The 23766-nt window shown below is 47.8% G+C and carries 21 protein-coding genes; 15 read left to right on the top strand and 6 right to left on the bottom strand.

Features of this window, described 5'->3' with window-relative positions:
- Positions 1-4: 4 nt before the first annotated feature.
- The 4 genes from galT (at position 5) to BCOA_RS19930 (ending at position 4485) form a co-directional block, all read left to right on the top strand.
- A complete protein-coding gene (gene galT / locus BCOA_RS19950) occupies positions 5-1489 on the top strand; it encodes a UDP-glucose--hexose-1-phosphate uridylyltransferase (RefSeq protein ID WP_014095916.1) in 1485 nt (494 codons plus the stop codon).
- 312 nt (positions 1490-1801) lie between these two features.
- A complete protein-coding gene (locus BCOA_RS19940; RefSeq protein WP_014095915.1) occupies positions 1802-2842 on the top strand; it encodes an aldose epimerase family protein in 1041 nt (346 codons plus the stop codon).
- Positions 2843-2861: 19 nt separating this feature from the next.
- Positions 2862-3848, top strand: a complete 987-nt coding sequence (locus tag BCOA_RS19935) for a LacI family DNA-binding transcriptional regulator (RefSeq protein WP_014095914.1) — start codon at positions 2862-2864, stop codon at positions 3846-3848.
- 448 nt (positions 3849-4296) lie between these two features.
- The gene (locus BCOA_RS19930; RefSeq protein ID WP_014095913.1) at positions 4297-4485 is read left to right on the top strand and encodes a cold-shock protein; all 189 of its coding nucleotides are present in this window, start codon (positions 4297-4299) and stop codon (positions 4483-4485) included.
- A gap of 161 nt (positions 4486-4646) precedes the next feature.
- Here the strand turns inward: BCOA_RS19930 and BCOA_RS35435 are convergent, their stop codons facing one another.
- Positions 4647-4778: a DUF6254 family protein gene (locus tag BCOA_RS35435; RefSeq protein ID WP_014095912.1), complete on the bottom strand. Its 132-nt coding sequence runs from the start codon at positions 4776-4778 to the stop codon at positions 4647-4649.
- 5 nt (positions 4779-4783) lie between these two features.
- Positions 4784-4972, bottom strand: coding sequence for a hypothetical protein (locus BCOA_RS19925; protein WP_014095911.1), 189 nt, complete (start codon positions 4970-4972; stop codon positions 4784-4786).
- Between the two features lie 103 nt (positions 4973-5075).
- On the opposite strand from BCOA_RS19925, the gene BCOA_RS19920 reads away from it, so the two are divergent.
- From BCOA_RS19920 to metA, 4 genes are all read left to right on the top strand, one after another.
- On the top strand, positions 5076-5936 hold the full coding sequence (locus tag BCOA_RS19920; RefSeq protein ID WP_014095910.1) for a CvfB family protein: 861 nt from the start codon (positions 5076-5078) through the stop codon (positions 5934-5936).
- Positions 5936-6331 (top strand): SMU1112c/YaeR family gloxylase I-like metalloprotein, encoded by a 396-nt coding sequence (gene gloA2 / locus BCOA_RS19915; protein WP_014095909.1) that lies wholly within the window; start codon positions 5936-5938, stop codon positions 6329-6331. Before BCOA_RS19920 ends, gloA2 begins: the two co-directional genes overlap by 1 nt.
- A 325-nt stretch (positions 6332-6656) precedes the next feature.
- Positions 6657-7604: a mannose-6-phosphate isomerase, class I gene (gene manA, locus BCOA_RS19905; protein ID WP_014095908.1), complete on the top strand. Its 948-nt coding sequence runs from the start codon at positions 6657-6659 to the stop codon at positions 7602-7604.
- A 91-nt stretch (positions 7605-7695) separates the two neighbouring features.
- Positions 7696-8601, top strand: a complete 906-nt coding sequence (gene metA / locus BCOA_RS19900; RefSeq protein WP_014095907.1) for a homoserine O-acetyltransferase MetA — start codon at positions 7696-7698, stop codon at positions 8599-8601.
- A 180-nt stretch (positions 8602-8781) separates the two neighbouring features.
- On the opposite strand, the gene BCOA_RS19895 is transcribed toward metA, so the two are convergent.
- On the bottom strand, positions 8782-10260 hold the full coding sequence (locus BCOA_RS19895) for an MDR family MFS transporter (protein WP_014095906.1): 1479 nt from the start codon (positions 10258-10260) through the stop codon (positions 8782-8784).
- A 201-nt stretch (positions 10261-10461) separates the two neighbouring features.
- Between BCOA_RS19895 and nagA the strand changes: the two genes are divergently transcribed.
- From nagA to BCOA_RS19880, 3 genes are all read left to right on the top strand, one after another.
- Positions 10462-11595, top strand: a complete 1134-nt coding sequence (gene nagA, locus BCOA_RS19890; RefSeq protein ID WP_014095905.1) for an N-acetylglucosamine-6-phosphate deacetylase — start codon at positions 10462-10464, stop codon at positions 11593-11595.
- 337 nt (positions 11596-11932) lie between these two features.
- Positions 11933-12661, top strand: a complete 729-nt coding sequence (gene nagB / locus BCOA_RS19885) for a glucosamine-6-phosphate deaminase (protein ID WP_014095904.1) — start codon at positions 11933-11935, stop codon at positions 12659-12661.
- Positions 12654-13364 carry a GntR family transcriptional regulator gene (locus BCOA_RS19880; protein ID WP_014095903.1) on the top strand — a complete coding sequence of 237 codons (711 nt, stop codon included), beginning with the start codon at positions 12654-12656 and terminating at the stop codon, positions 13362-13364. The genes nagB and BCOA_RS19880 overlap by 8 nt, the downstream gene beginning before the upstream one ends.
- Before the next feature lie 83 nt (positions 13365-13447).
- On the opposite strand, the gene BCOA_RS19875 is transcribed toward BCOA_RS19880, so the two are convergent.
- Both BCOA_RS19875 and BCOA_RS19870 read right to left on the bottom strand, forming a co-directional pair.
- Positions 13448-14698, bottom strand: a complete 1251-nt coding sequence (locus BCOA_RS19875; protein WP_014095902.1) for a C40 family peptidase — start codon at positions 14696-14698, stop codon at positions 13448-13450.
- 470 nt (positions 14699-15168) lie between these two features.
- Complete coding sequence (locus BCOA_RS19870) at positions 15169-16671, bottom strand: methyl-accepting chemotaxis protein (protein ID WP_014095901.1); 1503 nt, start codon at positions 16669-16671, stop codon at positions 15169-15171.
- 117 nt (positions 16672-16788) lie between these two features.
- Here BCOA_RS19870 and BCOA_RS19865 point away from each other — a divergent pair, with 117 nt between their 5' ends.
- Positions 16789-18795, top strand: coding sequence for a penicillin-binding transpeptidase domain-containing protein (locus tag BCOA_RS19865; protein ID WP_014095900.1), 2007 nt, complete (start codon positions 16789-16791; stop codon positions 18793-18795).
- 557 nt (positions 18796-19352) lie between these two features.
- A complete protein-coding gene (locus tag BCOA_RS19855; protein ID WP_014095899.1) occupies positions 19353-20390 on the top strand; it encodes a glycosyltransferase family 4 protein in 1038 nt (345 codons plus the stop codon).
- Positions 20391-20726: 336 nt separating this feature from the next.
- Here BCOA_RS19855 and BCOA_RS19845 read toward each other — a convergent pair whose 3' ends face one another.
- Entirely contained in the window at positions 20727-21365 is a 639-nt protein-coding gene (locus BCOA_RS19845) for a YigZ family protein (protein ID WP_014095898.1), read from the bottom strand.
- A gap of 272 nt (positions 21366-21637) precedes the next feature.
- On the opposite strand from BCOA_RS19845, the gene BCOA_RS19840 reads away from it, so the two are divergent.
- Both BCOA_RS19840 and BCOA_RS19835 read left to right on the top strand, forming a co-directional pair.
- The gene (locus tag BCOA_RS19840) at positions 21638-22801 is read left to right on the top strand and encodes a sensor histidine kinase (protein ID WP_014095897.1); all 1164 of its coding nucleotides are present in this window, start codon (positions 21638-21640) and stop codon (positions 22799-22801) included.
- A gap of 2 nt (positions 22802-22803) precedes the next feature.
- A complete protein-coding gene (locus BCOA_RS19835; RefSeq protein WP_014095896.1) occupies positions 22804-23487 on the top strand; it encodes a response regulator in 684 nt (227 codons plus the stop codon).
- Positions 23488-23766 lie beyond the last annotated feature (279 nt).

Genomic DNA, 23766 nt, shown 5'->3' with positions numbered 1-23766 from the left:
ATCATTGGCCATTTTTGAAACGGTCGAGCAGCTTGTAAACAAGGCTGTCCGTGCCGGGTTAATCGGGGAAGAAGACCGGGTGTATGCGAGAAACCAGGTGCTGTCACTTTTGCATCTGGATGAATTTCATGAACCGGAAGAAGGCGGGGCGGATCAGGATATTCCTGATCTCCTCCGCATCCTTGTCCGTTACGCGTGCGAAAAAGGCATCATTCAGGATGTATTGGATGAGAAAGACATTTTTGCAAGCCACATCATGAATGTGTTTACGCCGCGCCCGTCAACGGTAAACTATATTTTCCGGGAAAAATATGCGGAAAGCCCGGCTGAAGCGACCGATTATTTTTACGCATTAAGCAAACACAGCAATTATATCCAAACGAAGCAGATTGCGAAAAACATTGTATACAAGACGCCAACGGAATACGGCGATCTTGACATTACCATCAATCTTTCAAAACCGGAAAAAGACCCGAAGTCCATTGCCAGGGAAAAAAACGCCAAAAAAGGGCATTACCCGAAATGCCTGCTTTGTATGGAAAACGAGGGATATGCCGGCAGAACGGGGCATCCGGCACGGTCGAACCACCGGCTTATCCGCCTTACCCTCGGCGGCGAGCCGTGGTATTTGCAATATTCACCGTATGTATATTACAACGAACATTGCATCGTGCTGTCGGAAACGCACCGTGATATGAAAATCGACAAAGCGGCTTTTCAAAGATTGCTTGAATTTGTCGGGAGGTTCCCGCATTATTTCCTTGGTTCAAATGCCGATCTGCCGATTGTCGGCGGTTCGATTTTGTCGCACGACCATTATCAGGGCGGGCGTTATGAATTTGCGATGGCAAAAGCGGCTGACGACTGGCAGTTTGAAATGAAGGCATTTCCGGATGTGGAAGCCGCCGTTATCAAATGGCCGATGTCGGTCATCCGGCTGCGGAGTGCAGAGGCAGCAAGGCTTACAGAGGCCGCGGATCATATTTTGCAAATCTGGAAACAGTACAGCGACCCTTCCGCCGACATTCTCGCAGAAACAAACGGAACGCCGCATAACACAATTACACCGATCGCAAGAAAACGCGTGGGCCGGTTTGAACTCGATCTTGTGCTCCGCAACAACCGGACAAGCGAAGCCCATCCGCTTGGCATTTTCCACCCGCACGCTGAGGTCCATCATATTAAAAAAGAAAACATCGGGCTGATTGAAGTGATGGGGCTTGCGGTTCTGCCGGCGCGGCTGAAAAATGAGCTGGCCGAAGTGGATAAATATTTGCTCGGGCAGCCGAACGCCATTGCCGCCTACCATCTTGACTGGGCAAACGGTTTAAAGAAAAAATACGAAGGCACGGTGGCAGCGGAAAACGTGGAAGGCATCGTCCGCAACGAAGTGGGCAAAGTCTTCTTGCAAGTTTTGCAGCACGCCGGCGTCTTTAAACGGGACGAAAGAGGAAAACAGGCATTCCGGAATTTTTTGCGTAAGTTGTAGGCGGTCCGTTCCAACCTTTTTTTGCGCATGTTCACGGTGAAAGGGTGCGGGCTGCTAAACGCCTTCCGGAATGTACCGCGCACACCAAACAGCAGGCCGGTTTTTTACGTGGCTTTCAGGCCGGCTGCGGATTCCGGAAGCGTTTGGCGCGGCCGCGGGGAACAGGAGCCGGCAACGCGTTCCAACATTTTTAGCATACGCTTTTGACGCATATAGGGGGCTGCAGATCACATTCCGTAACTTTTAGCTCAGACGGGTACACCGGGCCGTTTTATATGGCCCGCAATCTTTAACGGAAAAGGGCTGATCAAAATGGAAATCAAAAAGGCATTGTTTGGGGAATTGGAAGGGCGTCCGGTCCATGCTTATGAATTGAAAAATGACTGTGGCGTATCTGTAACGGTGCTTGAATACGGCTGCATCATCAATAAGATCATCGTGCCGGACAAAAACGGCAAACCGGAAAATATCGTGCTCGGGTATGACAACCTTGACGGCTACCTCCATGGTGTTCCGTATTTCGGCGCTATCATCGGCCGTATTGCCGGCAGGATCGCCGGAGCTTCTTTTGAACTGGACGGCAAAACATACAAGCTTTCTGCCAATGAAAACCGCAACCATCTCCATGGCGGCTTCAAAGGGTTTAACGCCGTCATCTGGGACAGCACACCCATTGAACAAGACGGCGCAGTTGGTGTGAAATTTACGCATATAAGCCCGGACGGCGAAGAAGGCTATCCCGGAAATCTCGATGCCACCGTGACCTATCTTTTAACAAATGAACAAGAACTGAAGCTGTCTTATCAGGCACATACGGATAAAAAAACGATCGTCAACATGACCAATCATGCATACTTCAATTTAAGCGGCGATATGAAACGCGATGTACGCGGGCACAAATTGCAAATCCCGAGTAACCGTGTGCTTGAACTTGGCCAGGAAACGCTGCCGACAGGGAAAACTTTCGATGTCACCGGCACCGCGTTCGATTTTCGGAACGGGCGAAAAATCGAAGACGGCACGGTATCAGATCATCCGCAAAACGTCCTTGTCGGAAACGGCTATGACCACGCGTTTTTATTGCCGGAAACGGAAAAAACGATCCGCTTAAAAGACGAAGAGAGCGGGCGCGTGCTGACGGTGGAAACCGACCAGCCTTGCGTCGTCGTTTATACTTGCAATACAATGGGCAATGACGAATATGAAATCCGCGGCCGCAAGCCTTCAGATTATTTGGCGGTCTGCCTTGAGACGCAGGGTGTGCCGGATGCGATCCATCACCCTGAATACCCGTCTGTGATTCTAGAGCCGGGTGAAACATACCGTGCCCATACAAAATGGATTTTTGGTTGAAAAAGATTGAGGTGTAAGCATGGCAACGATTAAAGATATTGCAGAGAAGGCGGGTGTTTCCATTTCAACGGTTTCACGCGTGCTGAATAACGACCCGTCACTTTCCGTTAGTGACGATACGAAAAAAAGAATCTTTGAAGCGGCTGAAGCGCTTTCCTACAAGAAAAAAACAGCCCGGAAACCGGAAAAAATTAAAATTGCGCTAGTGTACTGGTATACGGAACAAGAAGAGCTGAATGATTTGTATTATTTATCGATCAGAATGGGCATTGAAGCACGCTGCAGCATGAAAAATATCCGGCTGACGAAATACGATTTGACGCATTTGGAAGAGATGGGGAAAGAGCAAATCCAGGGCATTATTGCTGTCGGGAAATTCAGCCTGGCGCAAGTGGAGAAGCTTCTCTCTGTTACCCCGAATATCGTATTTGTCGACTGCTCGCCTGACGACAACCGCTTTGATGCTGTTGTGGCCGATTTTGAAAAAGCGACAGAAAAAGTGCTCGCCTATTTTACGGAAAAAGGCCATACACAAATCGGCTTTATCGGCGGCAGGGAAAATTATAAAGATGCGTCCGCCACGATTGAGGATCCGCGCGAAACGGCGTTCAGGCGCTGGATGCAGACAGCAGGCCGCTGGAATGAAAAATGGGTATATATCGGTGCGTTTTCGACTGAAGACGGATACCAGTTGATGAACGAGGCGATCCACGAACACGGGGACGCACTTCCGACCGCTTTTTTTGCCGCCAATGATGCGATTGCGATCGGGTGCCTTAAGGCGCTTGCGGAAAACAACATCCCGGTGCCCGGCCGCGTGAGCCTTATCGGCGTCAATGACATCTCGCTGTCCAAATATGTTTTCCCGCCGCTTTCTACTGTGAAAGTGTATACGGAATTGATGGGCGAGACAGCAGTCGATACGCTGCTGGAACGTTTGGAAGGCAGAACCGTTGCAAAGAAAATTTTTATTGCCACAAAACTTGTTTGCCGCAAAAGCGGATGAGTGAGTGGGAAAGCGGGTAAAAATGATTTTGAGGCTGTCTGTTGCGATCTTGGTTTTGAAATGGTATGGCCGCGAACTTTACGGAAAGCGGAGTAAATTTTAGGGCAGATGATGCAAAGGCGTCGAAGCAGTGCAGGTCCCGGTTTCAATAATAGCGGGGGCACGAAAGAAAATGGGCGGGCTTTGCGAAAAGTAGAGTAGCGATTAAGGCAGGTTTTGCAAATGTATCGAGCAGTGTGGATCCCGGCTCCAGCCCGGTTCCAGGCTGCAGCACTTGCCTCGTGCAAAGCGGAGGCCCGCATAAAGCCGGGGCCGCATGCATATAATAGAAGCATGCACGAATGCGCCGGGACGGTTTGCACACTTGCCTGCATACGTTAACGCAGCAGGGCCGGTCCCCTTTTTTGTGTTAAAGTGTGTTATACTAAACATAAGAAGGGAGTCTTTTATGATGGCATATTTTAATAACCAGAAGGAGCCGGTGCCTGAGGTGGAAACGACCGTATGGGCCTGCACAAACGATGATTGCAACGGTTTTATGCGTGAAAACTTTACTTTTGAAGAAAAGCCGCACTGCCCGCTCTGCCACTCCGATATGAAAAAAGAAGTACGCGTGCTGCCAGTTATCGGAAGTTAAAAAAACAGTTATTTTTTGTTGCCATTTTTCGGGCCTGTTGAAACCCCTGTTTTCAACGGGTTTTTTACTATCTGCGGGAATCGTTAAGCCATTTTTTGTAAAACCCGATTGCGCGCGGTCTCCAGCATACAAAAGGGGTGCCATGAAAGCACCCCTTTATCTCACTTTTTTTCTTTCCATTCGGCGAATATCTCATCCGCGATTTCTTCCAGAGATTTCACTTTGCCGTGCGGGTTTTGCGATTCTTTCCGGACTTTCCACTGTCGTTCTTCTTCGCGCTTTGATTTACTCACTTGGATCACTCCTGTTTGCCATCTGTAAATTTCGCGAATCTTTTCATATCCTTATCCGTTTCAAGCGCTGTCACAGCAAACGGTTTATAAGGCTTATGTTCACTGAACAAGCCAACCTGGTTGCTCCCATGCGCATCATTGACAACCGTTTCCGCCTCATTGTCCCGATGCGTCACCTCACGTTTGTCAGGCATAGTATTTCCACTCCTTGTTCAAAATAAAATCATGTTTTACGCCGATCAATGTTATAATTACCTATTATGAAGCAAACGATTTACGGAGGAGGAAACTGCTGCAATGGATTTAACACCAGGAACCGTTGCCGAACTTACGGTGGTGCGGGAAGCGCCGTTCGGTTATTTTTTATCTAACGGGACAGAAGACGTGCTCCTGCATCACCGGGATATTGTGGAACCCTTTGATCCGGAAGCGGTGCAAACGGTCTTTCTATATCAGGACCATCAGGGGAGGCTGGCCGCGACAAATGTGATTCCGGACATCCGATTGGGGACATACGGCTGGGCGGAAGTTGCCGGCACCAAAGAAAAACTTGGCGTTTTCGTTTCGATCGGAATTCACAAAGACATGCTTCTTTCTGTTGATGACCTGCCCCCGATCCGCTCGCTCTGGCCGGAAAAAGGCGATCATTTATACATTACCCTTGATCTTGACAAACATGGGCGCTTATTCGCAAAATTAGCCGGAGAAAACATAGTCAGGGATTTAGCGAAACAAGCCGGCCGGGAAATGTGGAACAAAGATGTCACCGGGCATGTGTTCCGACTGGCAAAAGCGGGTTCTTCAATCATAACCGATGAGGGCTATATTGGCTTCATCCATGAATCACAGCGCAAAAACGAACCGCGCCTCGGGCAGAAAGTGGAAGGCCGCGTCATTGATGTAAAAGAAGACGGGACATTGAATATCTCGCTTTTGGGGCGCGCTTATGAAGCATTGGATAAAGATGCGGAAAATATCCTTGCCTATATGGATTCGCGCGGCGGAAAAATGCCATATTGGGATAAAAGCATGCCGGAAGAGATTCAGGAGCGGTTTGGCATCAGCAAAGCGGCGTTTAAACGTGCGCTCGGCCGTCTGATGAAAAACGGCACCGTCTATCAAGAAGAAGGCTGGACTTATCGGAAGGAGGGAAAGTAATGGCAGCTCCAAGGTTGAAACGCATTCACCATATTGCCATCATTTGTTCCGATTATGCAAAATCAAAGCATTTTTATGTCGATTGCCTCGGATTGGAGCCGGTGCGGGAAGTATACCGGAAAGAGCGGGATTCCTACAAACTGGATCTTTCGGTCGGCGGCGTATATCAGATCGAGCTGTTTTCCTTTCCGGATCCGCCCGCGCGCCCGACATTTCCGGAAGCTGCGGGCTTGCGGCATCTTGCATTTGAAACGGACGATGTAGAAGCGGATAAAAAGCGGCTTGAAGAAATGGGCATTCAAGTAGAAGACATCCGCATTGACCCGCTTACAGATAAAAAATTCACCTTTTTCCAGGATCCCGACGGTCTTCCAATCGAATTGTATGAAAGCTGACCTGTTACTGCGGATGAAAAAATTTGCAGACAAACGGCCGGTGCAAAAAAACAGATTGGCAGATAAAGAAATAGAAAACGCCCCCGTATAAACACTAAAATTTGGCAAACAAAAAAGCGGCATCCGGACAGCAAAAAAATGGCAGGCAAGAAATGAAAAACGTCCCCAAACGGGCAAAAAAATTTTGCGTGCGGAAAGCAAATGGCCGGTGCAAAAACACGGGATAACCGGCGCGGGTGCAGGAGCGGTATGCTATAATGAAAAGGACTGAAAATGCTTTGTTCATATTTGAGCAAAGGATTGCCTTTCAAGGAGGAAGATTTGAATGAGCGAGCCTTTATTTCTTGAACCGGTTTTTAAAGAAAGAATTTGGGGAGGAACCGCGCTGAGGGACCGGTTTGGTTACCGCATCCCGTCTGACCATACAGGGGAGTGCTGGGCTATTTCCGGCCATCCGAACGGCCCGTCGACTGTAAAAAACGGTGAATTTGCCGGCAAAACCTTGATGGAACTGTGGGAAGAAAGACGTGACTTGTTCGGCGGAATGTCTGGAAAAGGATTCCCGCTCCTGACGAAAATTCTCGATGCAAATGCAGATTTATCGGTTCAGGTTCACCCGGATGATGCATACGCCAATGAACACGAAAACGGAGAACTTGGCAAAACGGAATGCTGGTACATCATTGATTGCAAGGAAGACGCACAGCTCGTTTACGGGCATCATGCCAAAACGAAAGAAGAATTCGTCCGCCTGGTTGAAGAAGGAAAATGGGACAGCCTGCTGCGCAAAGTGCCGATTCACCCGGGGGACTTTTTCTATGTGCCGAGCGGGACGATTCATGCTCTTTGTGAAGGGACGCTTGTGCTCGAAACGCAGCAAAGCAGTGATACAACGTACCGCGTTTATGACTACGACCGGACGGATGCTGCCGGCAACAAACGTGAACTGCATTTGCAAAAAGCCATTGATGTTACAACGATACCGCACCGGGATGCCGCAGTCCGCCCCCGTACGGAAGAAAAACCGGGTGTTACCATCACAACGTTTGCAAAGGAAGCCTTTTTCTCTGTATATAAATGGGATGTAAAAGGAACCGCATCGTTTACCCAAAACAAACCGTTCGAACTGGCCAGCGTGCTTGACGGGGAAGGGGCCATGAAAGCCGACGGAAAAACTTATCCGCTTGAAAAAGGGATGCATTTTCTGCTGCCGTCCGGATTTGGCCATTTTGAACTGGAAGGTCATCTGACGCTGATCATATCCCATCCGTAAACTGTCTGTCTATCAAGAATATTGCAGCAAACGGCAGAAAACCGATATAATGAAAAATACATGACAACTGAGTATGGGGGAGACGTTGAAAATGCCAATCAATATACCGAAAGATTTACCTGCCGGAGAGCTGCTGAGACAAGAGAAAATTTTTGTGATGGATGAGGACAGGGCGAGAACGCAGGATATCCGTCCGCTGAATATATTAATCTTAAATTTAATGCCGGAAAAAGAAAAGACGGAGTTGCAGCTGCTGCGCCTTCTTGGCAATACGCCGTTGCAGGTCAACATCACTTTTCTCCGGACGTCGACTTACCAATCCAAAAACGTCAGCAGCTACCATTTAGAACATTTTTACACGGTTTTTGACGAGGTGAAAAGCCGCCGTTTTGACGGGATGATTATTACCGGTGCCCCGGTTGAAAAAATGGATTTCGAAGCGGTGGATTATTGGGACGAGCTGAAGCAAATCATGGATTGGACCAAAACCAATGTCACGTCGACACTACATATTTGCTGGGGCGCGCAGGCTGCCTTGTACTACCATTACGGCATTGAGAAGTACGAACTGCCGGAAAAGTGTTTCGGCATTTTCAAACACCGCTTGTTTTTGCCGATGGTCAAGCTGGTCCGCGGATTTGATGAGGTTTTTAACGCGCCCCATTCCCGCTATACGGATGTTGCACGCGGAGCCATTGAAAACCATTCGGAACTGCAGCTCGTTTCCATATCGGAAGAGGGTGCGCCATTCATTGTGATGGACGAAAACGGGAAAAATATTATGATCACCGGCCATTTGGAATATGACGCTACAACCCTTGCTGATGAATATGTGCGCGATCAGCAAAGGGGCCTTGGTACCGCCCTCCCGAAAAATTATTTTCCGAATAACGATGCCAATGAGAGGCCGCTCCATACATGGCGCTCGCACAGCTACTTACTTTTTTCCAATTGGCTGAACTATTATGTATACCAAGAAACACCATACCAATGGTAAACAAAGAGCTGTCCCACAAACAGGGGCGGCTTTTTTGGTGCTTGGGGATTTCAAAAGAAAGTTACCGTTCGATTCAGCTGGCTTTTGTTCCTTTGAAGCTTGCTAAAGGACAATGCGTAAACGGCAAAAAGCCCCCAACTGCTATCAGAAGCATCCCAAAAAAAGAGGCAGCCCCGCGTATCAGGACAGCCCCTTTTCGCTTTCCGCTTTCGGAACCGCGAAAGAGAGAATAAAACAAACAAGTGAAATTATGGCAAGCAGGATGAAGATCGAATGAATGCCTGAAAAAAGCACATGCCGCAGCCAATCGCGCGCCGCTTCCGAAAACCGGCCTGCACTTTCCGGATTGATCAGCCTGTTCAGCGAATTCGTCGTAAACCCGCCCGGATTGTCTTTCGCAAGTTCCTCGGCAACTTTTGCATTGAAATACGTACCGAATACAGCGGAACCGGCCGACTGCCCGAGATTCCGGAAAAATGTATTCGATGCCGTCGCCGCCCCGCGCAAAGACCAGTCCACCGCCGACTGAACCGAAACGAGCGAGATCGTCATCACAATCCCGAACCCGAACCCGGAAATGGCGGAGAAAACGTAAAAACTCCATTCCTGCGTTCCCAATGAAAACAAGCTGAGCCAGGCAGTGCTTCCCAAGATGAAGGCCATCCCCGTTAAAAACGCCAAACGGTCCCCGTATTTCAACTGAAGCCTTCCGCCGGCAAAAGAGCCGAGCATCCACAGGACGGGACTCGGTGCCAGCATAAGGCCGGAAAGCGTTGCGCCATGCCCTTCAAGCCCTTGGATCCACATCGGAATATACACGTTAATCCCCATCAGAACGGCACTACCCAAAAAACAAACCAGATTTGAAACCGAAATGGCCCGGACGTGGAACAACGAAAGCGGCATTAATGGATCCGGATGCCGGTACTCAATCAAAATGAATAAACCAAGGAGAATAACACTGCCAGCTAACAATCCCAAAATCACCGGGTTTCCCCAGTCGCTTGTATCCCCGCCTTTTTGCAGGGCGTAAAGCAACGCGAGCATCCCGGCGGAAAAGGTGGCAGCCCCCCATACATCAATCGCATTTTCCGTTTTTTCCACCTGCTCATGTAAAAACAGGATGACCATCAAAACGGAAATCAGGCCAAACGGCAGATTGATAAAAAAGATCCAGTGCCAGGTGAGCTGGTCGACAAAGAAACCGCCGAAAAGAGGCCCGATGACACCGGCAATGCCCCATGCCGCGCCCATAAACCCGAGCATTTTCGCCCGTTTTTCATGCGGATAAATATCGGCAACGATGGTATTCGTAACCGGCATGATCGCCCCGGCCCCGATTCCCTGAATGGCACGGAACACAATCAGCTGGCCCATCGAACCGGCGAGCCCGCACAATGTCGAACCGGCAAGGAAAACAACGGTGCCGGCCGTGAAAATTTTTTTGCGACCGTACAAATCCGCAAGCTTCCCAAAAATTGGAACCGTTACCGCTGAAGTGAGTAGGTAAATGGCAAATACCCAGTTCATCACGCCGATCCCTTTCAGGTCGCTCACAATCCGCGGCATCGCGGTGCTGACAATCGTCCCCTCAATGGCTGTTAAAAAGGTGGCCACAAACAGGGCGATTGTGACCGCCTTGACATTGGTTTGTTTCATAAAAAGTCCTCCATGATTTGTTCGTTCTGCACTTTTTCTAGTATATATCAACTTGCCGCGGAAAAATAGATTTACAGACAATCAGGAAAGAACCTGCATAAAAAGAAATCATTTCCCCATAATAAAGATTGACATCTGACACATCATGAATGATAATTGGTATAGACAACTATATAAATTTTAAAAAAGAGGTGTTTTCCGTTGACGGAAAAAGTGCTGATCCACAGCAATCTTTATACAGGGAATGAACATATTGCAGACGGATTTATCCGGTTTACAGATAAAATCATTGAAACCGGCAAAATGGCAGATTACCGGCCGAAAGCAGGGGAAGAAGTGATCGACGGGAAAGGGATGACAACTATCCCGGGCATGATTGATGTCCATATCCATGGCGGCTATGGCATTGATGCGATGGATGCCGATCCGGAGGCGCTCGTTACATTAAGCCAAAAGTTGCGGCAGGAAGGGGTGACTTCCTTTTTCGCGACAACGATGACCCAGGATTACGGAAAAATCGAAGCCGCCTTGCGCGCCGTTAAAGTGGCAAAAGAAAAAGGGGGCACAACGATCGAAGGCATTCATCTCGAAGGGCCGTTTGTTTCGAAAAAAAGAGCGGGGGCCCAGCCGCTTGAATATATCAAGGCGCCGGACACGGAACTGTTTTTAAAGTGGGTTGAAGCTTCTGGCAATCTCATTAAGCTTGTCACCTATGCCCCTGAAAATGAAGGTGCACGGGCATTTGAAAATGTGATGATTGAACGCGGCATCGTGCCTTCCATGGGCCATTCAGATGCCGTCCGTGCTGAACTTTTACAAAGCAAGGCAACACACGCGACCCATCTTTATAATGGCATGCGCGGCCTGCACCACCGCGAGCCTGGCGTTGCGGGGCATGCGTTGCTGTCGCCTTATGTACAAGTTGAACTGATTGTTGACGGTATCCATGTGCATCCGGATATGGTGAAGTTCACGTATGAAATAAAAGGGCCGGAAAAAATCTCCGTCATTACTGATGCGATGCGGGCGAAAGGGCTGCCGGACGGGGAGTCGGAGCTCGGCGGCCAGAAAGTGCTGGTGAAAAATGGGGAAGCCCGGCTTGAAAATGGTGCGCTTGCCGGCAGCATCTTAAAGATGGACGATGCATTCCGCAACATTATGAAATTTACCGGCTGTTCGATTGCAGAAGCGGTACAGATGACTTCCGTGAACCAGGCGCGCGAGTTTGGCCTCGAACAAAAAGGAAGTCTCACGGCCGGGAAAGATGCCGATTTTGTACTGCTGGATGAACAATTGCAAGTGAAAACAACGTATCACCTTGGAGAGCGGGAATAACGCGCACAGACTGGTGTGAACCAGTCGCGCGATAAAAAAAGTCTTACGGCCAGGAAAGATGCCGATTTTGTACTGCTGGATGAACAATTGCAAGTGAAAGCAACGTATCATCTTGGAGAGCGGGAATAACACACACAGACTGGTGTGAACCAGTCGCGCGATAAAAAAAGTCTTACGGTCGGGAAAGATGCCGATTTCGTACTGCTGGATGAACAATTACGAGCGAAAGCAACGTATCACCTTGGAGAGCGGAAATAACCAGTCGCGCAGTAAAAGAGTCTTACAACCAGTAAAGATCTGGTAAAAAAACATATCATCTTTGAAAGCGGGGATAAAAATGGATGTGCATATTTTTAAAACAAGCGATGAAGCAGCAAAATACGCCTATGAACTGATCGAAAAAGGGATTCGGGAAGGGCAAATCCGCACGCTCGGGCTTGCAACGGGCGGCACGCCGCTGAAGCTGTATGCTTACATGCGGCATGCCGGACTGGACGTTTCAAACGTTACCACTGTGAATCTTGACGAATATGTGGGCCTCAAAGATACCGATGAACACAGCTACCGTTATTACATGGAAAAAGAACTGTTTTCGCATATGAATTTTAAACAATCGTATCTGCCTGATGGAACGGCGGAAGACCTCGAAGAAGAATGTGCAAGGTATGAAAGAATTTTAAAAACGCATCCGGTCGACCTACAAGTGCTCGGCATCGGTAAAAACGGGCACATCGGCTTTAATGAACCGGGCACTTCCTTCGATTCCAGAACCCATATTGTCGAACTGACCGAATCGACGCGGGAAGCAAACCGGCGCTTTTTCGAAAGAGAAGAAGATGTGCCGGATCGCGCCCTTTCGATGGGGATTGCTTCGATTATGGACGCGAAAAAAATCGTACTGCTGGCATTCGGCAAAAGTAAGGCTGAAGCGGTCCGCAGCATGATCAAAGGGCCGGTGGACGAGGCCTGCCCGGCATCCGTTCTGCAAATGCATCCGAATGTCGTTGTCGTTGCCGATGAAGATGCCGCTTCTTTGCTGGAGGATGCCGGGAAGCGCCATGATTGACAAAACCTCCCCGATCCCGATTTACTTTCAAATTCAGGAAGAAATCCGGAAGAAAATCAGGGAGGGGGAATGGAAAACAGGCGAAGCCATTCCGTCTGAACGGGTGTTAAGCGATCTTTTTGAAGTGAGCAGAATGACAGTCCGCCAGGCGGTACAAGGTTTGGTGGATGAAGGCATTTTAATGAGAAAACGGGGAAGCGGCACGTTTATCAGCGAACATAAGGTGGAGCAGCCTTTGGAAGGGCGGATGAGTTTTACGCGGCTGATGGAAGAGCGCGGGATGAAAGCTTCGAATAAAATCGTGGCGTTTTTTGAAAGGGAAGCCTCCGTGCAGGAAATGGAGGCACTCACGCTGAAAGAGCCGGAAAACGTTCTTCATATCGAGCGGCTCCGCTACGGGGATGAGATCCCGATTGTATTCGAATCGATCATCACCCCGGCAAGGATTGCGGCAGGGCTTACTGAAGAAAAATTAAACCGTTCTTTCTACCAGTTTCTTGAACGGGAAAAGGGATTGCGGCTCGGAAAAGGGTACCAGACAATCGAAGCCGTTGCGGCGAGCGCACGGCTGGCAAAACTGTTAAAAGTGGCCCCGGGTTCACCGGTGCTGTCCATTGAACGCGTGACTTCGCTTTCAGACGGTACACCGTTTGAATATGTCAAAGCGCAATACGCCGGCAGCCGCTTTAAATTTTATATGTAAGAAGAATCAAATCGGGGCAAGCCGGTTCAGATGCAAAAAAACCGCGGAAGATCCGCGGTTTTTTTGGTTCAATTTATAGAACATTAATAGAAACGTTTATAGCTGTCAAAATGGGATTTCCAGTACGTGTAGCCGACAGAAGAAACAGATACGCCATCGGAATTCGCGGCGATAAACCGGCCGCCGCCGAGATAGATACCAACATGCGTGATCGCGCTCGGATTGGTTCCATACGTGCCTTCAAAGAAGACGAGATCTCCTGCCTTTGGGCTGTTCACATAGTAAGAACGGTTATAAAGGCCTGCTGCGGACATGCGGGAAATGCTGTACCCGGCTTTTTTGTATACATAATAGATAAAACCGCTGCAGTCAAATCCGGACGGGCTCGTACCACCCCAAACATACGGCGTGCCGATTAAGCTGTTCGCAATGCTGATTAAAGAAGATACAGAATGGGTACTGCCTGAAGTTGTATCGACTGTTGTGACCGATTTGGAAGAATCGGACGGACTGCCGGTTACTTTCAGCTTCTGGCCGGCATAAATCAAGTCGGAACTCAGATTGTTCAAAGATTTAAGCTTACTGACGGTGATTCCGTACTGTTTGCTAATGCCGGACAATGTGTCTCCGCTTTTTACCGTGTATGTAGCCGTAGCCGTGGAACCGGAACTGTTTGAACTTGCAGCGCCTGCCGTTCCCGATGTGGAGGAACCGGATGAGCTGCTACCGGTTACTTTTAGCTTCTGACCGGAAAAAATCAAATCGGAACTTAAATTGTTCAAAGATTTTAGCTTGCTGACAGTTGTCCCAAACTGTTTGCTAATGCCGGATAATGTGTCTCCGCTTTTTACTGTGTATGTAGTCGTGGAACTGGAACTGCCGGTTGAACGCGAACTGCTGCTTGAACTGGACGAGGAAGCGGAATCTGCCCCTTTGGAAACAGCCAATACGTCACCGGGATGGATCAGCGATGAAGAGAGCTTGTTCCAGCTCATTAAGTTTGAAACCGATATGCCGTGGTTTAAGGCAATCGTGCTCAATGTATCCCCCGGCTTGACCGTGTACGTTTTGGCAGAAGAGGATGGGGCCGAAACAGAACGGGCCGAAGCTTTTGCCTTGGACGCTGAAACGTTCAGTACCTGGTTCGGGTAAATCGTGTCAGATGCCAAATGGTTGGTTGATTTCAATGCATCAACGGACGTATTATACTTCTTTGCAATTTTCCAGAGGGAATCCCCTTTTTGGACTTTATATGTCTGGGCAAATGCCTGCGATGTAAACGAAGTGGCCAGAATGGTTGTAGCGGCAACAGAAAAGACAGTTTTCTTTCTCACACTCGTGTAACCTCCATTTATATTTTTTATCTCTCTATTTATCATTCTATCAAAATTTTTTCACAATGGTACCCCATTTCGGCATTTTATAGGAAAAGATTGCACTTTTTTCCAATGAAAGCGGCAGAAATAGCGAAATTTGTTAAGATATCCGGCAAAATCGAAGGTCTTTCTTAACATAGAGTGCGTCTACGTTAAGATACCCGGCAAAATTGAGAGTCTTTCTTAACATAGAGCACGTCTACGTTAAGATATCCATAAAAATTCCGCGTCTTCCTTAACGTAGAGTGCTTCTATGTTAAGATATCCGGCAAAATCGAAGGTCTTTCTTAACCTAGAGCGCGACTACGTTCAGATACCCGTAAAAATTCCGCGTCTTCCTTAACATAGAAGCGTTCTATGTTAAGATACCCGGCAAAATCGAGGGTCTTCCTTAACCTAGAGTGCGTCTATGTTAAGATATCCGTCTGCTAAATGATTTGATCGGCAAACTTTTTCTGCATTTTTTCGGTTTTTGCCCGGAACTGCTCCGCCTGGACAGCCGCTTCGTTGAGCGTTTCTGCGATCGTATGGTGGTCATTCGTTAAGCTTTCAATCGTGGCTGACATTTCTTCCAGGCTGGCAGAGGTTTCTTGAATGATGGCCGCGAGTTCGCTTGATGCGCCTTCCACGCCATGCGCCTTTTCGGTCACTTTTTTGGATAACGTATCGAATTCTTTAAACTTCTCAACCTGCCCGTTTAAAGTTTTTAATAGTTTACGGAAATAGGTCGTTACATTTTGGCTTGATTCCGCTGTCGTCAAAATTTGCGTGCTGCTTAATTCCAGCTTATCCCGTGCCGCCGCGTTGCTTTGATTCAAATCAGCCAAATTATGGTTAATTTTTTCGGTTGTCTCGTGTGTCGTTTCCGCAAGGCGCCGGATTTCATCGGCAACAATCGAAAACCCGCGGCCCGCTTCCCCGGCGCGTGCCGCTTCAATCGAAGCATTCAGCGCAAGCAGGTTCGTCTGTTCCGTAATTTGTTTGATGCTGTCGGTAAACGTATTCGTTTCTTCCACTTTTTGCGTTAACACTGTAAATGTGTTGTTCAGCTCCATTATCGTATCTACCACATCACTGATTTCAAGCGTTAAATTTTCCACCGCCTTTTCCCCGGCTTTTGCCGTTTCCTGTGCTTCAAGTGATTCGTTTGTCAGTTCACCGGACATTTGTGTTAAAAATTCCATCGATTGCACCGTATCCCCGGCGTGTCCGGCAATTTGCGCAATCTGCTCACTTTGGGTTACACTGCCTTTAGAGATTTCATGAACGGCGGATTTCATTTCGTTCTGGGCGTGCAAATTGGTCTGGATATTGTCGTTCACATTGGAAACGCGGTCAAGAATCTCCGCCATTTCCTGCCGGTAAGCCGAACCTTGATCTTCCATGGTTTGAAGGGTTTTCTTTATGGATAAAAGAAAAGAATCCATCAAATTTTGATGCAGGTAGATCATGGCGTATAATAAAATTGCGGTTAAAACATAGCAGAGCAAAGCGGTCGGGACCAGGTTATGAATGAGGCCCGAATCGGCGGCCGGCACCAAGTAGCTGGCAAGAAATCCGGCAATGCCAAGACCGGCTCCGATAAAGAAAAGGACATTTTCAAACTGCAATGCCGCATAAGCAAGCAGAAAGAAAAACAAAATGTCTACGGAAAAGCTGTTTTGAACAAAAAGGGTGGCATATATTCTGAACAAATAAGAAATGATGACGCTCGCATAAGAAAACAAGCGGAATTTTTTCATGGCGCGCCCGAGTGTAAAATACAGTGCCAGAAGAACAACGATTTCCACGCCGTACAGGACAGCCATTCCGGCCTCTTGTTTGTAAAGATATGTTACAAAAACGACCAGCAGGGCAACAAGCAGGGTAATAAACATGAGAAGACTTTTTTTGCGCATGTTGTCTGCTTTTAACTGTGTAATGATGTCCACGTTCTTACCTCCAAATCTAGTTCTTCTTATCTAACACAAATGTAACACAAAAACCGGCAAACTTCTCCATTTTTTTCTCAAAAGGTGGAAACTTGTCGTTGTCAGGGAGGAGATTTTTTGAGGAAATATGTATTTATCATCGGTTTGCTGCTCGGGGTTTTGGCGGCCCTTGCCGGTTGCGAAAAAACGCCGACACCGAATGAACGCCTTGCAGATTATGTAAAAGCATGGAAGCAGGAAAAATTTGCGGAAATGTACCATAGTTATTTATCGGCTTCCGCAAAAAATACGTATGCGAAAAAAGATATGGCGGACCGGTACAAAAAAGTGTACGGGGACTTGAATGTTTCAGATTTAAATGTTTCATACCAATCGTTGGATAAAGATGCCTATAAAAACAAAGAGAAAGTTACCGTGCCGGTCAAAATTTCGTTCCAAACCTCAGCCGGCAAAGTCGTCTACAAGGATAAAGTGGCGCTTGTAAAGGAAAAACGGGACAAAAAAGAAAACTGGTATGTCAATTGGAAGCCGGATCTTATTCTCCCGCATTTGGCCAAAGGGGATACGATTAAAGTGTCCGACCAAAACGCTGTCCGCGGGGAAATTTTGGACCGAAACGGAAAAGCGTTGGCCAAAAACGGCAGCGTGTACCAAATCGGCGTCATTCCGGAACAATTGAAAGGGGATAAACAAGCGGATATGCAAAAAGCTGCCGGCTTACTTGGCATGTCAGCGGACGAAATCAAACAAAAACTGGACGAGGACTGGGTGCAGCCTCATTTGTTTGTCCCGTTAAAAAAAGTCCCGATGGAGAAGAAGGATCTCGTGAAAAAAGTCACCTCCATCCCGGGCTTTTCTTCGCAAACGGTTGGTGCCCGCGTTTATCCTTATGGGAAAGCCGCTGCGCATTTAACCGGTTATATCGGTGCGATCACTGGCGAAGAACTGAAAAAACTGCAAAAGAAAGGCTATACTGCGGAGAGTGTAGTCGGCAAGCGCGGGCTCGAACAGTTGTATGACCAAAAGCTCCGCGGCCGGGCAGGAGAAAAAATTTACATCGAGAAGCAGGACGGCAGCACCTATACCGTTGCTGAGCAAAAAGTGAAAAACGGCGAGAATATCAAAGTCACCATCGATGCCGAATTGCAACAGAAAATTTACAATCAAATGAAGGGGGATGCCGGCACGGCCGCGGCCATCCATCCCAAAACGGGTGACGTGCTTGCCCTTGTAAGCACGCCTGCTTTCGACCCAAATGATTTTATTTCAGGCATGTCTTCTTCCGCTTACACGAAACTTGAAAAAGATCCGGATAAGCCGCTCATTAACCGGTTTGCCCTAACGTATGCGCCGGGTTCAACAATCAAGCCGGTCACTGCGGCTATCGCGCTTGATACCGGGACGACAACAACCGCGGCAACGAAAACCATTACAGGGACTTCGTGGCAAAAGAACGCCGACTGGGGCAGCTATAAAGTGACCCGCGTCCACGCCAATAACAGCCCGGAAAACATGGAAAAAGCGCTCGTGTTATCCGATAATATCTTTTTTGCCCAAACCGCGCTTGATATCGGGGCGGACAAATTTGCAAAGGGCCTGAAGGGTTTCGGATTCGGGGAAGACATTCCGTTTGCGTATCCGTTAAAGGCATCGCAAATTTCGTCTACCGGCAAGTTCAGCAGTGACATCCAGCTTGCAGACACGGGTTATGGCCAGGGGCAGATGCAAATGAATATTCTCCATCTTGCCATCAGCTACACGCCGTTTTTAAACAGCGGCGATGAACTGAAGCCAAATTTGCTTGCGGGTGAAAAAACAAAAGTTTGGAAACATGCCGCAAGCAGCAAAACTACCGGGGAGATTTCCGGTATGCTCCGCCAGGTCGTTGCGGATCCGTCCGGCACGGCGCACGCTGCCAATATCTCCGGAGCGCAGCTTGCGGGGAAAACGGGCACTGCTGAACTGAAAAAGAGCCAAAAAGATCAAAACGGCAAAGAAAACGGCTTTTTCGTCGTATATGACGAAAAGAACCCGAATATGCTTGTTGCGATGCTGATTGAAAATGTTAAACATCGCGGCGGCAGCGGGCTTGTCGTGAACAAAGCCGTAAATCTGTTTCAATAGTTAACTTTGCAAGGGCCATCCCCGCTGCAAAAAAGGTTAAAGCTTCATGCTATATAAATTGAAATAAAATTTGTGACGCGGGATGAGATAAGAAGACTGCGTTCTTTATAACGATCCATTCGGAGGGGAAAGCCTAAGCTCATTTTATATAGCGTGAAAGGGCGGCATCTCGGGGAGCGGCATGGATGCCGGTTGTCCAGCCGCCAAAAAGATTTGTTTGCTGATGCCGGCCACTTAAACAATGCGGTTTTTGTATCTAAAGGTATCCCTGATGTCAAAGTGACCGGGGATGCCTTTTTTTATGTTTTTTGGCGGTTGCTGCGAGAAAAAGCATGAAAAATAGTAGAATCGCTCAAATGTTAGTGGATAAATTGTCGGAGAACAATTATAATGGTTACAGTGAATTTCGGGTAAATATTTTTTTAAGATTGCTTTAAGAAAGTTAAGGTATAATGTTTTTAAGAAGAAGTGAAACGGTTATCATGCTCAGGCATCGATGGCGGGTTCACGATCACTTCAATCCTTATTGGTTATGATCAACCAAAGGAGGCAGCACATTGATATTCCTGACCTTGTTTATATGCTTTATGCTCACAATACTCCTGACGCCGCTGATTAAAAAACTGGCGATCCGGATCGGGGCAGTTGACAAGCCGAACCAGCGAAAAGTTCATATGAAAGTCATGCCCCGTTTAGGCGGTCTTGCTATTTATATCAGTTTTATCGCCGGCGTGCTGCTGCTTCAGCCGGACAGTTCGCATTCGCTGCCTATTTTGCTCGGCAGCTTGATTATTGTCATTACGGGCATGGTTGATGATGTAAGAGAGCTGTCACCTCGCGTCAAACTCATCGGCCAACTGGCAGCCGCACTGGTTGTCGTTTTAAGCGGGATTCATGTCGAATTTATCAATCTTCCTTTCGGCGGACAGCTGGAATTTGGGATTTTCAGTATCCCGCTGACGATTTTGTGGATTGTCGGCGTCACGAATGCCATCAACTTAATTGACGGATTGGATGGGCTCGCTGCGGGAGTTTCCTCGATTGCGCTGTTAACCATTTCCGGCATGGCGATCATTATGGGAGACGCCTATGTGACGGTGCTCGGCCTGATTTTAATGGCTAGTACGATTGCGTTCTTATTTTATAATTTTTATCCGGCAAAGATTTTTATGGGCGATACCGGTGCCCTTTTTCTCGGCTACATGATTTCCGTGCTGTCATTGCTCGGTTTTAAAAATGTAACCTTTATTTCCTTGATTATTCCGGCGCTTATTCTCGGTGTGCCGATTTCGGATACTTTCTTTGCAATTATCCGCCGGCTTGTCCATAAGCAGCCTTTATCGGCTCCAGATAAGTCGCATTTGCACCATTGCCTCTTGCGCCTTGGCTTTTCACACCGCCAAGTCGTGCTGATTATTTATGCGATCGCTGCCATGTTCAGCCTCGCCGCCTTTATCTTCTCAATGGCGACGCTCTGGGGTTCGCTCATCTTTATCGGTGTGATCCTGATTACAATTGAGATTTTCGTTGAAAGCATTGGCCTGATCGGAAAAGATTACAAGCCGCTGTTGAATTTTATAAAAAACCGGTCATAGCCGTCCGGATCCATCGGGGTCGTTCCCGAAATAAATAATTCGGAGCAGTACCTGTCAAAACCGCAACGGGGAGTTACGGGTTTATGACTTTGACAGCTCTGTTCCCTGCAACAATCAATGTTCCGGCCGGCTGTAAACCTGTTTTGCAAGTCGTTGTTTTCACATCAATCTGGCTGAGATTTCAGCATCTCCCGTCTCCGGTCGGTTGTATCCGGCTCAGCACCTGTTTTGCATGCCGTGATGGATTGACACCTGTTCGTCCGCTTCCGGTTTAAAAAAGCAGAAAGCCGGGTGATGGGCTTTCCGCTTCTGCTTTTCCGATTTTTATGCTTCTCTTTACCGGGCAACATCCGTTTCCAAATATAGTTTTTCCCCCTCGGCTACATCCGCCTGCCCGTTTGTTAAATCAGAGATCCACGTTTCAAAAGCATGCTGTTCCCCTTCTTTTACATAAATATCCAATTCCACCTGCGCGAGATACCGGATTTCTTTTATTTCATACGGGGAATGGTGTAGCGCATTCTCGACTTTCCCGAGCCATGTATAATCTAGTTTGACATGAAAAATGGCGGTAAGCGTCCTTTTGACGATGCCGCATGCGTTGATGCCTTCTGAAGCTGCTTTGCTGTACGCACGGATCAATCCGCCGGCTCCAAGTTTAATCCCGCCGAAATAGCGCGTCACCACGACTGCCGTATCCTTCAAATCCTTCTTTTTCAGCACTTCCAGCATCGGAACGCCCGCAGTGCCGGCCGGTTCGCCGTCATCCGATGCTTTTTGAATAAGATTCTTCTCACCGATCATATAAGCGGAACAGTTGTGATTGGCGTCCCGGTGCTTCTTTTTCACAGAAGCGATGAAACGGAGCGCCTCCTCTTCCGATTCCGCCCGCTTCACATGGGCGATAAACCGTGATTTCTGGATATCTATTTCATGCACAGCCTCGCCTTTGACTGTAAAATATTCTTTTAACATCGCAACCTTCCTTTAGCAAAACCTGTTTTTTCCTCATTATAACACGGTTTTGTATGGTATAATTTTAATATATAAGAATATGTCGAAGCTGCCGTATATCGGTTCACATTTTCCTACAAAAGTACCTAGGAAAATAGTCCTGATATACGGTTATACTTTATTTTCTGATCGTTTACCGGCGGTTTTCGCGTTAAAATAACATTAGCCGCGTGTGTGCTGCGGCTTGCCCTGCTCTCGGATAAGCCTTTATTATACCTTTTGGGGGAAGTAAGATGACTTTTAAAACATTCGACTCCAAAGTATTGGATACGATTCTGGAGAAGATGATTACAACAGTTGAAGAAAGCAAACACGAAATTTTTGAAATTGGAGAAAGATGCCGCCAGGATTACGATTCGCTCATCAATGAGCTTGAGGAAGTCAAATCAACAGTGGCTAAAGTCATTGAGCAGACAGATGAGCTGGAAACGAAGTCCAAATTTGCAAGGCGGCGCCTGGCGGAAGTAAGCCAGCATTTCCGGGACTTTTCCGAACAGCAGGTGCGCGAAGCATATGAAAAGGCACATACGATCCAAATTCAGCTGTCCATGAACCGGCAGCGCGAACTTCAGCTGCGCGAAAGAAGAAATGAACTGGAACGCAGGCTGCATTCATTAAAGGATACGATTGACCGGGCCAATCATCTCGTCTCGCAAACAACGGTTGTATTAAATTATTTAACAAGCGACTTGCAAAGCATCAGCGAGGCGATTGAAGATGCAAAGCATAAACAGGAATTCGGTTTGCGTGTCATTGAAGCGCAGGAAGAAGAGCGGAAGCGTATTTCCCGGGAGATACACGACGGGCCCGCACAAATGCTGGCCAATATGCTGCTCCGTTCCGACCTGGTGGAAAAAGTTTATCATGAAAATGGCATGGAAGAAGCCATTGCTGAAATGCGCACGTTAAAAGAACTGGTGCGCGATTCATTGAAAGAAGTGCGGCGCATTATTTACGATTTGCGGCCGATGGCATTAGACGATCTCGGGCTGATTCCGACGCTCAAAAAATATTTGTCTACGATTGAAAGCTATAAAGGAAGCCCGGTCATTACATACAGGCATCTCGGGGAAGAACGAAGGCTTCCGACCAATTATGAAATCGCGCTTTTCCGCCTCATCCAGGAATCCGTCCAAAATGCGTTAAAGCACGCGAAGGCGACGGAAATCCAGGTGAAATCGGAGCTGAGGAAAAACAGTTTTATCGCGACAGTCAAAGACAACGGCGTCGGTTTTGATATCCGCAGCATCCGTGAAGGGGCTTTCGGGATTGTCGGCATGAGAGAACGCGTCAGCCTTTTAAATGGTGAAATTTCCATTCATTCAAAAATAGGAGCGGGAACATTGGTGATTATCCAAATCCCGATGCAATTAGACTTGGAAAAGGAGAAAAGGTGACCATGACGGTAAAAATTGCGATTATTGACGACCACCAGTTGTTCCGAGAGGGCGTCAAGCGGATTTTGGAATTTGAAAAAACATTTGAAGTGGTAGCCGAGGGTGAAGACGGCGAAGAGGCGCTGGACATTATTGAAAAATACCATCCGGATGTTGTTCTGATGGATATCAATATGCCACACCAAAACGGGGTAGAGGCAACAAGAAAGCTGATCGAAGCATATCCGGAAACAAAAATTATTATTCTTTCCATTCACGATGATGAATCGTATGTCACACATGCATTAAAATCAGGCGCAACCGGTTATTTGCTGAAAGAAATGGATTCCGATGCGCTGATTGAAGCCGTAAAGGTAGTTGCTGAAGGCGGCAGTTACCTGCACCCGAAAATCACCCACAATCTCGTGGAGGAGTTCCGCAAATTGTCGAACCGCTATACACCGGGGGGCACCTACCAGCAGCCACCGGCAGTTGTCCCGCCGCTACATTTGCTCACGCCGCGCGAATGCGAGGTTCTGCAGCTGCTCGCGGACGGAAAAAGCAACCGGGCGATCGGAGATGCTTTATACATAAGTGAAAAAACAGTGAAAAACCATGTAAGCAATATTTTGCAAAAATTAAAAGTGAAAGACCGTACCCAGGCGGTTGTGACCGCCATTAAAAACGGGTGGGTTGAAGTCCGCTAAAACAAGGCCTTGGCCGTACACTTGTGTATGCCAAGGCTTTGAATGGTGCGCAGGCGTCGTGCCACAATCACAAAACCGGCGCAGAAATGAAAATCATCAAGTGCAATTTTCAGGATAGAAAAAGATTCCCGGGCGCACGCGTGCGCCCGGGAATCTTTTTTTTGGCTTTATGTCTGCTTCAATTTCCCATTATGCGGCCAAGCGGGGGGCAGCAATGCTTTTTGAGGCGCCCATAAGCCGCTGTTCTTCTATTTGTAAGCCTGTCCGGATACCTGCCCG

The sequence above is a fragment of the Heyndrickxia coagulans 36D1 genome, from assembly GCF_000169195.2.
In the GTDB taxonomy this organism is placed as follows: domain Bacteria; phylum Bacillota; class Bacilli; order Bacillales; family Bacillaceae_C; genus Weizmannia; species Weizmannia faecalis.
Note: the sequence above shows the minus strand (reverse complement) of the source record. Positions and strands in the feature narration are given on the sequence as shown.